A 14,463-nucleotide genomic window follows, 5' to 3' on the forward strand; every position below is an offset into this window, starting at 1 on the left:
TTATTTTTTAATCCATTCACCGCTCTCATTTTTACGATAGCTTTGTTTTACCGCACTCCAGGCGACTTTATGGGCAGTCGCTTCATGCGAGTCATCTCCGCGCCGTTCATCACTGTCCTGATATTGATCCCATGCACTGTTAAATGCCGCACGATATATATCTTGCGCATGGGCGGGGAGAACACTCCTCACTGGGTCTGGTAGTAATTCATTAGATTTATAAGGCATAACCCCTTCTTTTTCAGCTAATTACCAATACATAAACATATAGCTTACAGCGATAAATAAAATAATAATCCCGATTATATAACCTACCTTTGTCGGAAAAGCTTTCTCACCCGTTTTCGATGAGGGATCACTGGTTGTCTTTCTATTTTCTTCACTCATTATCTAATCCTCATTATGCTAATAGGTGATATGTACCTAAATGAAGCATTCTTTTTTAAATAGATGAATAATAAATATAGCAGTGATAGTGGTCAGATAATTCTCAATTGTAAAAAAACATCAGCAACAAACAGAGTGTGCAGCAGCTAGAATTAGCGCTATGATTTTTAACTTTCTACTTATATATTTTATTACGTCGATAACAGGAGGCTGTCAGGCATGTTCTATCGTTACGGTGAAACAGAAATTAACCATCTCAAACGGCGTGATAAAAAGATGGCCGCCGCCATCGAACGGCTGGGGATGATAACTCGCCCGCTATCCCCTGATTTATTTGCTGCATTGATCAGAAATATCGTTGACCAACAAATTTCGGTCAAGGCGGCACTAACGGTCAACGCACGGTTGGTCGCATTGCTCGGGGCCGTGACACCAATAACTGTCGCAACTGCAACGGTAGAGGCTATTCAAGGGTGTGGTATGACGATGAGGAAAGCGGGATACATTAAAGGTGCTGCGGATGCTGCACTTAATGGCACGCTGGATTTATCTGCTATTTCCCTGCTGCCCGATAACGACGTTATTGCGCAGCTATCAAGCCTCAACGGTGTCGGCATCTGGACCGCAGAAATGTTATTGATCTCCTCACTTGCACGACCCGATGTCGTCAGTTGGGGAGATTTAGCGATCCGGCGCGGCATGATGAATCTATATGGCCATAAAACGCTGCCACGAGAACGCTTTGAGCGTTACCGCCGCCGTTACACACCCTATGGAACAACGGCATCCCTCTATCTATGGGCACTGTCACATGAGACGGTATAAGTAGCCTCACACCCCCATATTCATTATGTGAAGTGGTTGTTTTTAAATTCGCGTAAGTTCATGTGAATTTCGTGGCTGGCAGTGACTTACCGCAAAGTGTCTCAACTGTGATTGGCATAGTTCGAGTTAGTTTGCGGCAATTTTTTGCCCCATTTTTGCCCCACCCCACCTCATAGGCATCCCTGCCAATCAAGAGACTAAACAGTAGTCCATACCCCGTGCCATACCATTTGAGCACCTATCGTGGTATCAAAGTAACTATCCCCATAAAGTGCGTTTATTGGTCGCTGAGCAGTTGTTCCGCTTTGTGGTGCTGGGCGTTCAAATCCAACTGATGAAACACCTGATTTTGAATATCTATTATCAGACAAAAGATAAGTGTTTGATTGATTTGATTGGAAGAATAAAGCGCCTATATCTCCACTTTTTAATACAATAGGCTTACTGATTGTAGTTGAGGTATTGTTTATGTTTACTGATGTTACTTTAGAATTAACAATCGTAATGTAGCTATTTAACGAATCATTAATAGCAGACCCGATGCTTATTTTATCTACAAAAATAGATCCAGAACCTTCAACCCTAATAAGATTGCCGTATGCACCTGATTCAGGTCTTGAGTTTATTCTCTTAAATGAATCAACGCAAAGCTCTACTCCACCCTTTGGGTTTGGCATGTAAATTGTCGTTGAATTTGAGCAGTTGTTTTCAGAGACAAGTCCAATCTTTAATAAAGTTTTTGCTCCAACGTATGTTATTGTTGGCCTATTTTGACCCTCAACATCACTCTGCTCTCTAAATATTTTACCAATTGTAATATCACTAAATAGAGCAGAATTATTGTTAGTGGTACTAATATGAACCATCCCAAATGTAGCTCCATCATAAGGTCTAGCATTAAACTTGCAGTTTATGGAGCCGATGTTTATATTTTCATAGTGAGAGCAAGCCCCTAATCCATAATCACCCGCAATAAGAGCGTATGCGGACACCTCACCGGATATACTATTTATAGTGACATTTTTAATTGATGAATTAGCGGAAAGAAATCTAACGCCATTCCGTGTAGATCCCTTTAAAATCAACTGGTCAACGAAAACATCACTTATTGGACCTTTGACATTATCAGGTGTAAACACCCCTCCAAAGTTTCCATCATCTGCATTTAACGCTAACGCGTCATCATCTGAGTTATTGGCAATAATTGAACCCGCCTTAAACCCTAATGTATACCCGTTAACATGCCAACCATCTTTGTTTGTTGATGGAATAGCTACATCATTTTCTATAATTGATTTCTCAATATCAACGTTTATACAATTACAAACTAATGCATTAAATCTACGGGAATTCCTAAACGTGGTAACACCTTGGAAATTTAATCCATTGACACCAACAAAAGTAATTCCGATTTGCCATTCTCCAGTTGATGTAGTGTCATCTTGATTAATGCCATTAAAATCAAATGTTCCACCGACTATTGTTATGTTCTTATCTATAGGTTCAGACCCAGCTAATACCCTATTTTTATTGGAAATCAATGGCACGTTTGAATTATCTTTAAGCTTAATAGTTACATTTGGCATTATGATCGTAGTGTTGCTGCCAACCTTAAGCCCTCCAACAGTTATTGATGGCGTTTTTATTACAAGAGGAATCCGGGATAAGCTTGCATAATCTAGTGCCTCCTGCAATATGGCAGTAGCACTTTCAGATGTCAGATCGCCGTAATCCTCTGCTTGAATAAAACAACTATTATATTCTGGGTTATCTCCAGTGCCAGCTATGGATGCGCCTATCATAGAATCTCCATTTTCATTAGTTTCCCCTAGTGACTTTCTATTAAATATCTCTCGACTTAATTGATTTATTTCTTTAGCGGAAGTGGGAAAAATAGCACTAGCACCAATAAAAGCAACTGATAGTTTTTTAATTAACTGCCTTCTATCCATGATAGACCCCTATTGAAAGTCATTATTTCAACACAGAATAGCATTTATTTATTTTAACTTTAAGGGGTAATCATTAAATTAATTAGACAATTAAAACATGATTAAATTATGCCAGATTCATTCAGAATACTCAGGCTCAGGATCAGGCATTCCATCACTGGCGTAACTCGGCAATGAATCATAGAATGCTCTGTATCGAGAGTCTGATGGATCGACTTCACCCAAAAAATCAAAACATTCTGATGATTGTGGTGAAGCAAACCATGTAATTATTTTTTCTTCTTTTTCATCAGAAAATTGCACATATAAGACCATATCAACACCTCTTAGAACGAATAACTAACAATATAAACAGTACCGATGCGAGATGTCATATCGGTATCAAATCTATAATAAACACCTTGAGGATCGGTTATGTCGAGGTTGAACGTCCCGCTACAATCGCTTCCATTTGGCGAATAAAGACCTAATCGCGCTTCCTGCTTCCCGCAACCAAGAACATCCGTTGCAACAGTCATCGATACGTAAGATGAGGCAGCGGCACTTGCACCACCTGCAGTAAGTCCACCTCGAACTGATAAGGCATTGAGCGGGGCTGCTGATGCTATTGATGTACGAATCAATGCAGGCATCGTCGCTGATGCAGATACAACTTGAATGTTTTGAAAAGATACATCCCTTCCGACTAAATAACTTGGCTTAAATTGGCTTGAGGAAATAGGTGAGACACTGACCAAAGCTGATGCTGTATATCCGGTCGGCATGTTAGCGCCTGTGTAAACTTCGGTGGCTCTCACTGATGTTGCATTAACAGCCAGCAATGCAGATACCTGGGTAGTTGGGTTATAAATAGCATACAGCGCCACAAAGCCCGTCGCTGGAACGGTACCGGTATCCATTCCGCCAGCGCCAGTTGTCGCAAGGTTAATTGTCTTGCTAAAACTACTCAGTTTGTACTGCAATCCACCTAAAGCAGTTTGCACGATTAATTCATCCGCGGTGAATGTTGCCGTTGCTGATGCGGCAGCAATACTCATTTTTGCATTGCGTGATGTGCCAACAACTCCTGTTAATTGCGATAACCCAATGCCGCCAAGGTTAGTGAGGGCTGTCTGCGGGCTGGCTAAATCTGATAGGTTATTTGCTGTCTTTAAATAACCAGTCGTAAGATTAAACCAGCCAGCTCCACCTGTATTTGGGTTGGAAGTGTTTGCATCAACTGTATTAAAATAGCGAGTGACAAGATCAGATCCTAATACCTCCGCTCCTTTTGGATACCCACCAATGGCAGTTGAGAATGTGGAGTCATAACTAGCAATGGCTCCGGTACTAAACCAGCGGGATAACGCTGATAGCTCAAACAGGATCTGGTTCATATCCTGACCTTTAGGGGGTAATCCTCCCGCAGCCTTTAAGATCATGGTAATCGGTGGGAAACCTAAATTATACGATGCTGAGTTGTCTCCTAGGGTTGTGTCTGGCTCAATAACTTCTCTCTGTCCATTAACGCCGAAAGGCACTGGTTGCTTTGCTGGTTCGTCAGATCTGTTCATTTAAATATCTCTGAAAAATGTTCCATCGTTGAAAGGATAGGCGTCTGGAGCGAAGCCAAAATAAGGAGATACAATTTGACGTAAATTTACCAACACTCCACTTGGGATTGGCAGAACTTCATAATTCTCTAATATTGATATCTCAAATGGCTCTAATTTGAACTCGCAAATTATCCCCATTTTCATATCTCCGTAATCGACGCAATAAGACCTCCCGCGCCCAAGGAATAGCATGGTGAGAAACTTGTTGATGTCTTTTATTGTGGCGATACTTATGTTCGAAAAAGCTTTGCAGAGAATGAGTGTTCGGTAAGCCTCGTTGCTTAGTCTTACTGTTTCCGTTTCTTGGATTCCTGCATAAAATGGGCTCTCACCGAATGGCGATGGGTAACCACCACCATCATCGGCTTCTGAAAATCCAAAGCAGTCATTATCTATTTCCGCTCTAATATATCGAGATACACCAACAACCTTGCCCCACATATCTAGCCCAAATGTTTCACAAGTGGTGATATCCCATACTTTTTCTATAAACTCATCAGTGAAGTCTGAAAGGCTTACGGCTTGATTGAATGTGTCGATGATGGAGAGGATTCTATTACTTGCTGAGTATTGCGTTAGGATTGTATCTTCTTGGCTCACACTAATATCACCTCAATGTCAGATTGTTGAATTGTGGGGATCTGGTCTATGCCCGGCGTTACAGATTGCGTAAATGCCAATCCATCAATAGATATCGATATCGATGAGATATTTACATAGTCGGGTGAAATTGAAATTATAGGGGCGTAATAAATTCCGGAATTAATTCTTGCACCAATCCTAGCTTTGGTTATCCCTTCATATTCTCCATTAAAAACACGTTCAACCATCGTCTTAACTTGGGATGAGATATCAGATGGGAGGTTCTCATTTGTTTCTATTTCTACTTTGTAATAAATCCGTACCGGCGCGACTTTTTCCCACTGCATATCGTAAACCGGATATGATGCACTATAGTTTTCTTTATCTTCAATGGAATAATGGGTATTCCCGTTTAGGTTAGCGCCGGGGTTTTTTCTGCTTAATATTGCATTTGCAACATCAGCATCTTCTCCGCCGTATACACCTATGTAGATAGAGTGGGAGGCAACAGGAAAGTTTGTTGTTCCTTTGTTAACCACTGCGTCTGTCCGGTTTGACCAGACATAAGCGTCAAGAACTCCATCAGTTTCAAGCAATACAGCAAGCAATGATGCGTCAGTATTACTACCATTTCTTGCCACAGACTGACGGCGGCGAGTCTCGAATGCTACGCGGGATTCAACATCAATACCCACCACACCAGGAGCATCATTCGTGATTGCATCCCAGCCTGAAACGGTCGCATATATTTGGTTTAACTCACCAGATCCGCAAGGTATTGGGCCGGTGGTTTGATTTTGGAATTGAATATCAATGGATCCTGTTGACCCTATGGTTGCAGCATTGATTGACTGGTAAATATATCCAGCCTCATCTTGCGCAGTGCTCCCAGTTGGAATCAACGTCCCTACTGCGCCATTGCATGTTGCTGTGACAACGGTCCCTTGAGCTGATATGCGTTCCTGAAAATAGATTCTCCCTATACCGTCCTGAAATCGACCGGTCGCATAGTCAGGATTCATCTGGTTGAACAGGCAAAGCAAAGCATCATAGTTTGTTGCGATGATCTCTGTATCTGACTGAGATATTTGGCCCTGTGGTGATGATAGTGACTGACTGGCACCGCCCCCCATGGCTGAATCAAAATCAGTAAGCCTGCCTGATAGGACGTCAGCAATATCAGGAACTAGCAAGCCAGTCTCTGTGATGGTTACGCCGGGAACCGCTGTTTTCAAAGTTGTCATAGAATTACCTGTGATTGGTTTCCGTCTCTATCAGTCACCAGAATGGCACCCCGAGCTCTACGTGTGCTTTTGTCAAAAAATACGTTGGCGATAGCCTGGCTAACAATGGGCAATTTCTTTGCCTCACCTTCCATCTTTTTGGCAATATAGCCAGCGGATGGCCGAGAGCCCAGCACCTCTTCTTTCCATGGGATCCCCAGAGTATTGTCGTAATAACACTCACCAGAAAACACCAGGCAGGCTGATGCGACATCCTGAGCGACAGCATAACCACCATCTGCAATGCCAATGTTCCCATTGCCATCCAACGTTAAGTCCCACGTATCGGGGTCTAGCAATAATGTTCTGTATGTCATGCTGGGCTGTCCGTTACATTAGAAGTTACCGTTGAGGTGCCAGTTTGCACGCCAGTAACTGGGTGCTTATGACCATCGTATTTATCACGTAACGTTTTCAGTGATGCGCTTTGCGAACTAGCATTATCAGTGATATTCCCATCAGCTTTGATATCACCAGAAAAGTGAGCCAGTGGAGTCGTGAATTCCACGCCATCAGGAGCGATCACAGTAGCCTTTGAGCAAGTTATGTTTACTGGATTTGGAGATGTGATATTTATCGCACCATCTGCAAACTCGATAAACTGTGTTGGCTGACCATTCAGCACGCCACCAAAGTAAATAGCATCTGATTGTGAGTGAGTTCTGAGGCTACCAGGAACAGATTCTTTCCGAGTTGCCCGCGCTACTGATATATCCACATCGCTCACTGCGATAAGCCCAATATCACCAACTACTGGATCCATAATTATTGCGCTACCACCACGCTGTAATCTCCAAACGGGAATGCTGTAGATCTGCGAACCCTGAATGATAGTTCTATCACTGCTACGGACATCTGCCACCAGTGGTAATACATCGACCACAAGATTAGGTGCTGCACCACGAACGGCAGTTACAGTAGCAAGTCTGATAAAGTAATTTGAGTTAAGTAGCTTATTGAATGATGAGGCGAATGCATCACTGTCATTGGATTGATTTTGAGATTGAGAATAAGGGTTATTCATTGGTTATTCTCCTGCATCATTCTTGAGGCTTGGCACACTGTGTGCCAACTGCCGCCTTCCGTCCATGAACTGAGGAAGTGCTCAACGACATTCAATAAATATCTTCCGCTGGCATTAGGCAGTGATGTAACAAGCTCAATTACTCTGCCTTGGGATAGCAATGTGGAAAATTGAGTTTGGAAAGTTATTCCGTTTTGCGAGAACACAGGATATCCAATCAATCCACTTTCTGAAGATACTAATGGAACAACATCATCTATTGCCGACCTCTCCGGCCATACTGTTACAACATTATCGAAAATCTGATATCTCAACCCATGGGCAAGGCATATGTCCCTTATTTGATCCATTGGACTACCGGCAAAATTAGGGCTTTGAGCAATGATTCCATCAAGGCCGTGAGCGTTTAATTTAAATCCAAATATATTGCAGATTGCACCAAGCATTGTGGATACAGGGACAGCGCCAGGCTGCGAGAATGCGCTAGATGATGAAGTCTTCAGGCTTAACCCAGCAACCGCATTCATAATTAGAGCGGTTTCTGGTTGACCATTCATGTTGGCGTAACTGGCGAAAATGCCACCTGAAAATATTTTATTTGCCCCAACGTAGACGCTAATGCTTGTGTCTTGTGCTGGCGTCCATACCCCAATACCTTTACCTGACAACATGGCTAAGCGATCTAAACTAAGCCCGAATATCATTATTTCTGATTGAACGCCGCCGTAACTTCCATACGAACCAACCCGAAATGAAGATTTAACGTTATCAATGCTTATTTTGTCATTTCCCTCTTTATCAAAAGATCCATTCGATAAAGCAAACTCATAACGTAGTTCTTTTTTGCTATACAAGTTCAGCCTCCGTTATGAAATAAAGAGGAAATCTATCCGCAAGCCCATCCCATTGAGGATCAGACTGACCTTCATTATCAAGAAAAAATAAATCACCTCTAAACCCAAGATATTTGTATCTGACAATCTTATTTGCATACAAGCATGGAACGCCTTGAAGTATGGGGTCGCCATTGACTGTGAGATCCATATATATAGAACTATCTCTTTGTATAATCCTTATTAAGCAACTTTGACCTTCAAGCGTTATAAATATTGATTGAGATTTTTTATTTTCCAGCGTGATTACATTCATGTTATCTCGCTTTTTATAGAGTTAACTAGATTGGTTGTTTTATCGACAGCCGATGTGGCAGCCTCAATCAGAGGTCCCTTAACTGTATCAATAGCAGAGGTGAACCCTGTTGATATTACCCCAGTTACATCATCTACCGTATCACCAACTGCTTTTTTCAAGTTAGTCCATGACTTTTGAAGTTCGTCAATTTTTGATGGTGACGAATCTCCGTTATTGGCACCCTCTCCAACTCCGGTATTACCGTTCTGAGTCCCGTCTTTTGTAGGGGTGCTTTTTGCTTGAGTACTTGATAGATGGACCTCCATTTGTTGCCTAATTTCTTCAAATATCAGACTAACAACCAGCAATGACACCCCACGCTTACTATTTACTGAATAGCTATAATCAACAAGGTCATAGCTTTCATAAACGTCTTTTGGCGTGTCGATATCATACGTTTCCGCAGCGGAGATCATGTTTTTTATTGTGGTAAGAGTATCTGACTGGCTGGTAAATGTTAGGTTGAATATATTTGGTATAGAACCAGTTAATCCAGTGAGTCCAGATATAACCACGTCACATACAACCCTACCAGGACGAACCACTTTATTGATAGATTGGTACTTGCCATTTTCAATAGGAGCAGTGACAACGCTAGCTCCTGCGCTAGGCTGGATTGATGCCATACCGCTGAATTCTAGTGCCGTGGTTGCCTGTCCATGATTTCGGATTGAGTATGATGGATGGATTACGCTATCAATAATAGATAACGGAGAACCACCACCAATAGCGTTGAATATGTCGCTGGTGTTAATATCGATAATGCTCATGGTTACCGCCAATAAAAAACCCACCTAAATGGGTTAATCCGATGAGGTTAAAAAATGCTTAAATATTTAATTCTTGCCATAGGAATCGCGTCTACTCAGACTTTTGCATCAAATTTTCAGGATGAATCAGAAATATCTAAGCAAGTTCCTGCTTTCATGTCTCAGGAAATTGTGGATGCGTATGAGGCAAACACAATTGCCGCAGACAGAAAATTCAAAGGGAAAATGATCGTTGTTGGTGGTGTAGTGGAAAGTGTCGCCACTAACTTTTCTGGTGATCCTTATGTCACGTTTACTGCAAAAAATAGATGGCATTCCCCGCGACTTTACTTCGAAAAAACAGAAAGAGAATTAGATAAGCTAGCGAATTTTAGTGTTGGTCAGAAAATTGTATCCATCTGTGTTGGCGGTGGTGACGTACAAAAATCCCCAATATTGAAAGAATGCACCATTGTGGATGGTAAGTAACCCCCGCTAGCAAAGGGGGTTAGCTTAGATTAAACCAACTTACCCGTTACCAGAAATAAATGATCCAGTCATGCTACTACGGCGAAGTTGATCTTCAATGGATTTCTGTATTGCATCAACAGACTGTGGATTAGAGTTAACATTCACGTTATTGATATGGGTTGCTTGAGATTGGCTGTTATCTACACTTTGTGGTTGAGAGGGCATTCCTGACATCGATGCATATTGACTCATTTTCTCATAATAACCGAGAACTTTACCTGGGTATTCTATTGTTTCTGGCTTAAGCGGTTTACCTTTGCCTGCAAGGTGGTTATCAACCCTACCCATCCCACCGTTGTATGCCATTAGAGCCAATTGCACGTTACCGTTATACCGATTAATTAACATGTTTAAATACTTCGTAGCACCTGCGCGGGATTTAACTGGGTCTTTCAATTCCTCCGGAGAAAGTCCTAGGTCACGGCCAGTGTCGGGCATTATTTGATATGCCCCCACCGCACCAGCTGGCGAAACTGCATTAGGTTTCCCCCTGCTTTCCACCATCATGACGGCGTTCATTAGCGCTTCTTTATGGAACTCGCCAGCATTGGCTTCTTGAGAATGTTGAGTGATGGTTTTTTTTGCTTTCTCTTTTTTCTGTTGTTCATAATTATACCAACCGCCAGCTTTCCAGCGCCCCTTCAATGACTCCCAGAATGATTCTGTACCATCCTGTTCTGTGACGGCTTCGCTTATCTCATTTGCCTTTCTTCCTGCATATACGCCCGCAGCTAAATATGGATTTTTTATAGCAAGAAGTAGGTTTAGTGCATTTGAGGTTCCACCGACAGCATCAGCCATTTTTTTGGCCCAATCAGCCCCCTCGCGAAAGAACCCAAGGATATTATCTTTGTTATTAACAACCCATGAATCAAACTCTTTCATGGCCTCAATAGCATCGCCGCCAAAGGCAATAACAATATCATTGCCGAGATTTTGAATTACCTGATCCAGCTCACCCATGACAGATTTCACTTCACGAGCTTTTTTCATCATCTCATCAGTAACGTTTGATGAGTTTTGAAATTTTCCTTGGTTTTTATCTAATGACCCGTCCAAAATTGAGGGTAGCAATGATGTGTCATATCCCAAGCGCTGTATCCATTGCTCTGCTTGAGCTTTTGGCACTTTGCGTAATGCATCTTCAGCTCTCTTGAACATCTCGCCTGGGTCTTTTGCGCCAATAATATCAACTCCAGTTTGCGACCCAAGTTGTAATATTGCTTGAGTAGAATCATCAGGAGCGCCCATTCCTGAAACTGACCAATTTTTTGCATTCTTCAACTTCATCATGGCGCTGGTTATTGATTCTGCGGTACTTCCCACTGATTCAGCAGATTTTTTCCATCCATCAAGGCTTCTGGCATTCATATCAAGAAAGCTTGACGCATTACCTAAATCAACAAGGCTATTGGTTGCCGAGGTAAACAAACGACGAGTCCCTTCAATGGACAGGGCCAAACCTAGGAACTTGGCAGTTCCGGTGACAACACTACCCAATGCTTCCTTGCCTTCTTTGCCAAACTCCTTGGCGCCCTTGGCAGCACCAAAGAATCCGCCACTGATAAAACCAAATGGGCGCTTGGTATCATCAGCAGTACGGCGCACTTGGTCACCGACTTTCTTGACTTCCGTGCCAATGCCTTTTGTGCTGGTTTCCGCCTCACCCAAGGCATCTGACACATTTTTGCCAAGGCTCTTAGCTCCCTCTTCGACCTTTTTCTTACCAGAGAGAAATTCCTCTGTTCTTACAGTAACTTTGTATGCCAGCTCTTCTATAATCACCGTGGTTTCTCCATATGCTGCCGCCAGGCAACGCTGTTGTGTGCTTCCACCGCGATAACTTCCAGCAGATTAAACATATCCCTCACAGACAGGTCGTTCTGCAATTCTGCATACGTGGCCTTCCCTAAGCATATAACTGCGTATATGTTCTTAGGGATGTTTACCGTTGCGGTGAGTTTTCGCGGTGGAGTTGGGGTTTCGAGGTAAGGAAACTTTACTTGGCGGCGAGTGATAAAAAACCAAAGTTCAGTTCAAAAACCTTATCCTTCAGTGTTCGAATGGTTGAAATTTCTTCGAAGTCGAGGGGCTTGATAGCTCGGTTAATATCTTTCCCTTCATTAGTTATCACAATCTCTACTGTCGATAGAATTCTATCGGAAATAGGTCGCGATACTGATGCAGGAGCGGCAGCAAGAACAGATACACCTACCGTAGCCAAACCTGCAACCCCCATCGACACAACGTCAGCCGGTAATGAGTTGAATTCACCATGACCCATGGCCCGGTAAATCTCTTCCGAAAGTTCTTCGGCATCCCACGCTGACATCTCAGTGATAATGAACTCCTTGCCCTTATCTCTGCCTTCATCTTCCACGATATACGTGATTTGTTTTCTGGACATTATGCGGCGCTCGGTGTGCAGGATTCAAAGTGGAATATCGCGGGCCGTGGTTGTAATACCCGCTTGCCCGGAGGTGCTGGTGTCCACGTATAGAGCACCCCATTCACAAAGTTATACTTAATATTAAGGGCTGGGATGGTCAGCACTGCGTTGCAAGCAAACTTAGCTACTGCGGTTCGCTCGGCTGCGTACCAATCCCCTATTAGCTGGGCAGCGTTAGACGTCGCCATTAGAGTGATAGTCAGCTCCGTTGGGTTGAAGATAAAGCCAGCATGGTATTTACCATCTGCTGACATCATATCCTCAGCGTTCTGCAATGCGCCGGTATCAAACATATCTTCAGCCGCGTAATCATCAACATCGAACCCACCAGGGTAAAACGATGGCACGATGATACGCAGCTTCGAGTTGGCACTTGTAATATCGATAGGCATTTTCAGTCCTTACAGGATATTTGTTGAGGTCATGTCGATGCTTTGAATCAACTGCCCGTCGACGTAATAGAAGATTGCACCGTCAAGGCTGCGCTCGGTTCGTGATGCACCTGTTTGCTGAGGGATGAAGAAGAACCAGCCCTGCGTATACAGCACGTTGGAAATGTCAGTTCCCACAGCATCATTAACGATGTTGATTTGCGCCTGATCCAACGTAACGCCAGCACGAATAGCGCCAAAGTTAATCGCATTGGTAGCCACATCAATCACAGCAGCAGATATGGAAGCGTAACCACCGGCATTGAACGCATATGAAGCGTTATTGGTGAACAGGTTAGCGAATGCGGCAACAAGATTGGCGTTGATCCATACTTGGCTGATGAAGCTATCAAGCCACAGGAATTTGCCTGTGATAGCACCATCCGACACGTAGTTAGCCAGTGTCTTGTTCTGACCGTATGCGCCATAGAAGTTATAGCCATTTGACTCTAGCGCGGCAGCAGTTGCGTTATCAGTTACGTTTGGCGCGATACCTGCGAATGCCCGGAATTTGTAAGATACTCGGCCATTGGTTCGGTTGAAATTAAGTGATGCAGAGTAAGCCAGCGCCAGCACTGCGTAGATATATGAACCATAAACAGGGAACACATTTTCATAGCCATTCAGAATGACCACACTTTGAACGAAGCACAAATCATTATTGGCAACTGTCGCATCTTCCGATGTGTCATACATCGAGTAGGCATAGCGGTTAGTTGATGCGCTTACCCATGCACACAGCTCTTCTTTTTCTTCGTCAGCGAGATCAACCAGGCTAGCGGTCATCACCCAATCCTGATTCTGATTTACAATCGCCGCCATTGTATCTGTAATGCTGGTTATATCAGATCCGGGAGAAGTTGTAGCCGCGGTGTCAGCGGTTAGTTTCAATGCAGTTGCAGTGGCGCTAACGGATGCTTGGGATACAGAACTGCTTGCCCCTGTAGAGGTTGAGCGAATAAAAAACCTGCTCTGAATAGGAAGCCAATTAACCGTAGCTCCTGCGCCTATCGAGGCAGCAATTAATGTAGCTGCTTCGGTAAAGCTTGTGGCTCCAGATAGATCAATAGCTGAGGTGGTTAATGGAACGCCATCCAATTCTAATGTGATTGTTCCAGAAACCTCTTGTAAGTCCGAAATTTTCACGCCTTTAAAGCTTCCAGACAAAAGCCATCCATAAGCAGGGGCGCGGACTAGCCGACCAAACAAGACTGCGCCAGGTCGAACAGTGGAATTGTCATACCCGGACATATATAGCGACGCGGCCAGGTATTCTTTGCTGGTTGTGCCAAGGGCGGCACCAACGTCTGCCGCGCTGGTAAACTCTGAAACCTTACCAACAGGCAGTAACTCGTTATCGGATAAAAGAAGACCGTAAACATCCAGCGCGGTACCGGCTGCGTTTACAGTAGATGGCGTGATCTTAAAGTCACGCGATAATGGAATTTTGCTCATTGAATCGCC

At 43.3% G+C, this 14,463-nt stretch carries 18 protein-coding genes; 2 read left to right on the top strand and 16 right to left on the bottom strand.

The window, feature by feature from the left end:
- Entirely contained in the window at positions 1 to 228 is a 228-nt protein-coding gene (locus V1956_RS15305; RefSeq protein WP_420072434.1) for a ChaB family protein, read from the bottom strand.
- A gap of 21 nt (positions 229 to 249) precedes the next feature.
- Positions 250 to 387, bottom strand: coding sequence for a hypothetical protein (locus tag V1956_RS15310; RefSeq protein ID WP_372558745.1), 138 nt, complete (start codon positions 385 to 387; stop codon positions 250 to 252).
- 219 nt (positions 388 to 606) lie between these two features.
- Between V1956_RS15310 and V1956_RS15315 the strand changes: the two genes are divergently transcribed.
- Complete coding sequence (locus V1956_RS15315; RefSeq protein WP_372558744.1) at positions 607 to 1,212, top strand: DNA-3-methyladenine glycosylase family protein; 606 nt, start codon at positions 607 to 609, stop codon at positions 1,210 to 1,212.
- A gap of 197 nt (positions 1,213 to 1,409) precedes the next feature.
- Here the strand turns inward: V1956_RS15315 and V1956_RS15320 are convergent, their stop codons facing one another.
- The 10 genes from V1956_RS15320 to V1956_RS15365 form a co-directional block, all read right to left on the bottom strand.
- Complete coding sequence (locus V1956_RS15320) at positions 1,410 to 3,164, bottom strand: hypothetical protein (protein ID WP_442825293.1); 1,755 nt, start codon at positions 3,162 to 3,164, stop codon at positions 1,410 to 1,412.
- A 117-nt stretch (positions 3,165 to 3,281) separates the two neighbouring features.
- Positions 3,282 to 3,479 carry a hypothetical protein gene (locus tag V1956_RS15325; protein WP_442825294.1) on the bottom strand — a complete coding sequence of 66 codons (198 nt, stop codon included), beginning with the start codon at positions 3,477 to 3,479 and terminating at the stop codon, positions 3,282 to 3,284.
- Positions 3,480 to 3,490: 11 nt separating this feature from the next.
- Positions 3,491 to 4,717: a hypothetical protein gene (locus V1956_RS15330; protein WP_442825295.1), complete on the bottom strand. Its 1,227-nt coding sequence runs from the start codon at positions 4,715 to 4,717 to the stop codon at positions 3,491 to 3,493.
- On the bottom strand, positions 4,718 to 5,359 hold the full coding sequence (locus tag V1956_RS15335) for a DUF2612 domain-containing protein (RefSeq protein WP_442825296.1): 642 nt from the start codon (positions 5,357 to 5,359) through the stop codon (positions 4,718 to 4,720).
- Complete coding sequence (locus V1956_RS15340; RefSeq protein ID WP_442825297.1) at positions 5,356 to 6,585, bottom strand: baseplate J/gp47 family protein; 1,230 nt, start codon at positions 6,583 to 6,585, stop codon at positions 5,356 to 5,358. The genes V1956_RS15335 and V1956_RS15340 overlap by 4 nt, the downstream gene beginning before the upstream one ends.
- Positions 6,582 to 6,941, bottom strand: coding sequence for a hypothetical protein (locus V1956_RS15345; RefSeq protein WP_372558739.1), 360 nt, complete (start codon positions 6,939 to 6,941; stop codon positions 6,582 to 6,584). Before V1956_RS15345 ends, V1956_RS15340 begins: the two co-directional genes overlap by 4 nt.
- Positions 6,938 to 7,648 carry a phage baseplate protein gene (locus V1956_RS15350; RefSeq protein ID WP_372558738.1) on the bottom strand — a complete coding sequence of 237 codons (711 nt, stop codon included), beginning with the start codon at positions 7,646 to 7,648 and terminating at the stop codon, positions 6,938 to 6,940. The genes V1956_RS15345 and V1956_RS15350 overlap by 4 nt, the downstream gene beginning before the upstream one ends.
- On the bottom strand, positions 7,645 to 8,502 hold the full coding sequence (locus V1956_RS15355; RefSeq protein WP_442825298.1) for a hypothetical protein: 858 nt from the start codon (positions 8,500 to 8,502) through the stop codon (positions 7,645 to 7,647). Before V1956_RS15355 ends, V1956_RS15350 begins: the two co-directional genes overlap by 4 nt.
- Complete coding sequence (locus tag V1956_RS15360) at positions 8,495 to 8,797, bottom strand: phage baseplate plug family protein (RefSeq protein WP_420071577.1); 303 nt, start codon at positions 8,795 to 8,797, stop codon at positions 8,495 to 8,497. The genes V1956_RS15355 and V1956_RS15360 overlap by 8 nt, the downstream gene beginning before the upstream one ends.
- A complete protein-coding gene (locus V1956_RS15365) occupies positions 8,794 to 9,609 on the bottom strand; it encodes a hypothetical protein (protein WP_442825299.1) in 816 nt (271 codons plus the stop codon). The genes V1956_RS15360 and V1956_RS15365 overlap by 4 nt, the downstream gene beginning before the upstream one ends.
- A gap of 54 nt (positions 9,610 to 9,663) precedes the next feature.
- On the opposite strand from V1956_RS15365, the gene V1956_RS15370 reads away from it, so the two are divergent.
- Positions 9,664 to 10,077, top strand: coding sequence for an OB-fold protein (locus tag V1956_RS15370; RefSeq protein WP_442825300.1), 414 nt, complete (start codon positions 9,664 to 9,666; stop codon positions 10,075 to 10,077).
- A gap of 39 nt (positions 10,078 to 10,116) precedes the next feature.
- On the opposite strand, the gene V1956_RS15375 is transcribed toward V1956_RS15370, so the two are convergent.
- From V1956_RS15375 to V1956_RS15390, 4 genes are all read right to left on the bottom strand, one after another.
- Complete coding sequence (locus tag V1956_RS15375) at positions 10,117 to 11,904, bottom strand: lytic transglycosylase domain-containing protein (RefSeq protein WP_442825301.1); 1,788 nt, start codon at positions 11,902 to 11,904, stop codon at positions 10,117 to 10,119.
- A gap of 214 nt (positions 11,905 to 12,118) precedes the next feature.
- Positions 12,119 to 12,526 carry a hypothetical protein gene (locus V1956_RS15380; RefSeq protein ID WP_420071573.1) on the bottom strand — a complete coding sequence of 136 codons (408 nt, stop codon included), beginning with the start codon at positions 12,524 to 12,526 and terminating at the stop codon, positions 12,119 to 12,121.
- Positions 12,526 to 12,960, bottom strand: coding sequence for a phage tail fiber protein (locus V1956_RS15385; RefSeq protein ID WP_049525852.1), 435 nt, complete (start codon positions 12,958 to 12,960; stop codon positions 12,526 to 12,528). Before V1956_RS15385 ends, V1956_RS15380 begins: the two co-directional genes overlap by 1 nt.
- A gap of 9 nt (positions 12,961 to 12,969) precedes the next feature.
- Positions 12,970 to 14,454 (bottom strand): DUF3383 domain-containing protein, encoded by a 1,485-nt coding sequence (locus V1956_RS15390; RefSeq protein WP_420071572.1) that lies wholly within the window; start codon positions 14,452 to 14,454, stop codon positions 12,970 to 12,972.
- Positions 14,455 to 14,463 lie beyond the last annotated feature (9 nt).

Source organism: Yersinia sp. 2540 StPb PI, assembly GCF_052217165.1.
Taxonomy (GTDB): Bacteria; Pseudomonadota; Gammaproteobacteria; order Enterobacterales; family Enterobacteriaceae; genus Yersinia; species Yersinia enterocolitica_E.